This is a genomic window from Nonomuraea antri, assembly GCF_013283785.1.
Taxonomy (GTDB): Bacteria; Actinomycetota; Actinomycetes; order Streptosporangiales; family Streptosporangiaceae; genus Nonomuraea; species Nonomuraea antri.
In genome coordinates this window covers 1-2,671 of sequence record NZ_JABCPZ010000471.1, presented here as the reverse complement: position 1 = coordinate 2,671, position 2,671 = coordinate 1, and the positions used below count along the sequence as shown (strand labels likewise).

Sequence of the window (2,671 nt, the reverse complement as noted above, 5' to 3'; positions counted from 1 at the left end):
GTGCGGCGGCGGGCCACCGTGCGCCAGACGACCGGGAGCGTCACCGCATCGGGATACTCCCGGACGAGCCAGGCGATCCGTGCATCCCGCTCACCCGCCACCGCCCTAAGACCCCGGCGATGGGGGCGGGTGAGCCAGAGGTCCGCCGCCTCCCTGGCGAGCGGTTCCGGCGCGGCCAGGACGGCGGCCCGCAGGTCGTCCTGCAGCTCGGCCAGCCCCCACCCGCGCCGCCCCAGCGCCCGGGCGAGCGCCACGGCCAGGGTGAAGTCCGCGCGGTCTCGGGCGGCCCGCAGGTGCGGGCGCAGCACCGCGAGCAGGTCGTGCTCCTGACCCGTGCGCAGCACCTGGTCCAGGCGCTGACCCCGGTCCGCCCGTTCCTCTGAGAGTCGGCGGCGGGCGGCCGACGGCTCCGACGGATGAGGCGCGGGCAGCCCGTCGGCGCCGTGCCTGGCCACCAGCTTGCCGTACACGCCGAACGCCCAGGCGATCAGCGCGGGTGCCGCGGACGGGTCCTGGTGGCGCAGGGTCCGGCCGGCCAGGTCGGTCAGCGCCCGGCGGGTGGTGGGGGAGGAGTCCGGGGCGTCGGCGGCGTCGGTGGACAGGCGTTCGAGCGTCACGGCGAAGGAGTCGTCGAACAGGCTCGGCGGGACCTCGCGGAGGGCGGCGAGCAGGTCGCGGCGCAGCGGGTCCTGCTCGTTGGCGGTGCGCCGGGCCAGCTCGTCCAGCAGCGCGCGCAGCACGCCGCGGTCGCGGGTGCGGGCCGCGCACTGGACCAGCAGCGTCCTGGCCAGGCCGCGCCGGCGCGGGTCCCCGCCGACGGCGGCTTCGCGCAGCGGCCCCGCCGCCTCCTCGTACGGCAGGAACGAGGTGAACCGCAGCGGGAGAGCCGGATCGTCCAGCCGTTCACGGGTGGGGTGACCTGCTGTGTCGTACCAGGCGAGCATGCTCCTGGCCGCGGCCGCCGCCGTCGCGACCGGCAGCCAGGGCAGCGACCGCAACGCCCACCGCCCCGTGCCGCCCGACAGCGCGGCGACCGACTCGAAGAGCGCGGCCCGGCGTCCCGGCGGCAGCGACCGCAGCACCCGGCCGAGCCGGTACGTGCCCGCCTCGGGCGCGAGTTCGGGGTCGGAGGCCGCGCGCAGGTGCGGCAGCAGCGCCCGCGGCATCCCCGACCAGGAGCGGGCGGCGACGCCGAGCAGCAGCTTCCGCGCGCGGACGGCGTCGGCGCCGAACAGCGCGTTCATCGCGGCGGCCGGCAGGTCGAGAAGGTGGCTGCCCAGGTCGTGCCGTTCGGCGAGCGCCAGCACGGCGGCCGGCTCGGCGAGCGCGGCCAGTCGCACTCCCGCGCCTCGCCGCCGCCACCACGACCACGTCTCGACGCCTTCCGACAGCTCCAGCTCGGCCGTCGCCACGATCGCGGCGGGGTGCCTCTTGGCGAGCGCGGTCCAGGACGTCACCGCGTGCGCGAACTCCGGCAGCCGCCGGGCGACGGTCTCGGCGCCGCACGCGGGCAGCAGCGCGGCGGCGTCGCGGTCACCCCAGCGGGCATGGACGTCCGGCAGCAGCGACTCGGCCAACGCCTGCCGCCTGGACTGCGCCAGCGTCCGGTACAGCGCGAGACGCAGCGTCGCGGGCGCGTCGTCGAGCGCGGCGGCCACCGCGTGATCGGGGACGGGCAGCGTGCGCACGGCACGCAGCGCCGCGCGGCGCAGTTCCCGGTCGGGCCCGGCGAGCACGCCGGCGATGTGGCCGAGGTCGCGGGCCCGCGATGGCCAGGTGCAGCGCCGTCCGGCGCCCGTGGTGATCCTGCGCGGACAGCTCGCCGATGAGCGCCCGCAGCCGGGACGTCCCCGCGAGGCGACGGGCGAGCAGCGCCAGCGCCCGCATACGCCCGCCGTACGGCAGCTGATCGAGCCGGACCAGGACGCGCGCCAGTTCATCGGGCGGCAGGTGTTCGAGCCGTTCCAGCACATCGGACGGCAGGCGATCGAGCCGTTCCAGTTCACCGGGCGGCAGGTGATCGAGCCCGGACAGGGCGCCGGCGCGTTCATCGGGCGGCAGGGGATCGAGGCGCGCCAGGGGTGCGGCGGTGTCGGGGTTCTGCTGGGGGGCCGGTTCTCGGACCGGCTCCATGGGGCTCAACGGCCCGGGCGGAGTACGCCCTTTCCACTCGTCATGGCGACGATGGTGGCCGATCGAGCCCGCCATGCGCAAGTCACCTTCCGGTGGGACGCGGCATCCGCTCACCGGCGGATGCGCCGGCACCTGGGCGCTCCCTAGCGTGACACCTTGTGATCTTGAAGGCGACAGCGTCGCGTGGGCGCACCCTGGCCGGCCCTTCGACGTCCGCGGTGGGGCTGGCGATGGCCGTCACCGGCGTGATGCAGGCCGCGCGGCCCGCCGACGCCGACCCGCTGGGGCTCGTGGGCGAGCGGCTCATCCTCGCGCTGTTCGCGATCTCGCTGGTGCTGCTCGTGCCCGGGCTGCTCGCGCTGGCCGGGTACGGCGGCCGGGCCGCGTACGCGGGGGCCGTCGGCGTGTCGGCGGGACACGTCCTGCTGGCACTCGCCGCGACGGCGGGCGCGGGCGGCGCCGGTGCAGGGGCCAGTGAAGGGGCCGGAGAAGGAACCGGCGAGAGGGCCGGAGCGGGGGCCGTGGAACTCTGGATGGG

2 protein-coding genes and 1 pseudogene are annotated in these 2,671 nt (G+C 76.9%); 2 read left to right on the top strand and 1 reads right to left on the bottom strand.

The annotated features are described in order from the left end of the window. Positions 1 to 1,736: pseudogene (locus HII36_RS54545) on the bottom strand (hypothetical protein); the annotation flags it as partial. Positions 1,737 to 1,776: 40 nt separating this feature from the next. On the opposite strand from HII36_RS54545, the gene HII36_RS54540 reads away from it, so the two are divergent. Both HII36_RS54540 and HII36_RS54535 read left to right on the top strand, forming a co-directional pair. Continuing rightward, positions 1,777 to 2,280 (top strand): hypothetical protein, encoded by a 504-nt coding sequence (locus HII36_RS54540; protein WP_173531272.1) that lies wholly within the window; start codon positions 1,777 to 1,779, stop codon positions 2,278 to 2,280. Between the two features lie 17 nt (positions 2,281 to 2,297). Further along, on the top strand, positions 2,298 to 2,671 hold a 374-nt coding region (locus tag HII36_RS54535; RefSeq protein ID WP_217371132.1), incomplete at its 3' end, for a hypothetical protein.